Source organism: Adlercreutzia sp. DFI.6.23 (assembly GCF_024462535.1).
Taxonomy (GTDB): domain Bacteria; phylum Actinomycetota; class Coriobacteriia; order Coriobacteriales; family Eggerthellaceae; genus Adlercreutzia; species Adlercreutzia rubneri.
Genome location: NZ_JANGBP010000215.1, coordinates 1 through 392, shown reverse-complemented (window position 1 = coordinate 392; position 392 = coordinate 1). Strand labels below are relative to the sequence as shown.

Sequence of the window (392 nt, the reverse complement as noted above, 5' to 3'; positions counted from 1 at the left end):
CTGCTGGGGAGCCCCGCCGCCCGTCCGACGCTCGTTCTGTTCGGCGTGGGGGTGTACCTCTCGCAGATCACCTATGCGGTGTCGGTGGCCCTCACCAACGCCGGCACGGCCACGGTGCTCCAGGCCACCTGCACGGTGTTCGTCATGCTTATCACCTGCTCCCGAGCGCGCCGTCTGCCGCGCGTCGCCGACTTTGTCGGGCTGATGTGCGCGATGGCCGCCGCGACGCTCATCGCCACCCAGGGAGACTGGGGCGTCATCGTGCTGCCAGTGGCGGGCTTGGCTTGGGGCATTGCCAACGCCTTGTCCGAGACGCTCTACATCATGGCACCCCAACTGCTCTATGGCCGGTGGGATCGCCCCACCATCATCGCCTGCGGCATGGTCATCGG

Annotated in this window: 1 pseudogene; it reads left to right on the top strand. The window is 67.9% G+C overall.

The window, feature by feature from the left end:
• Nucleotides 1-392 (top strand): annotated as a pseudogene (locus NE591_RS13065) (EamA family transporter); the annotation flags it as partial.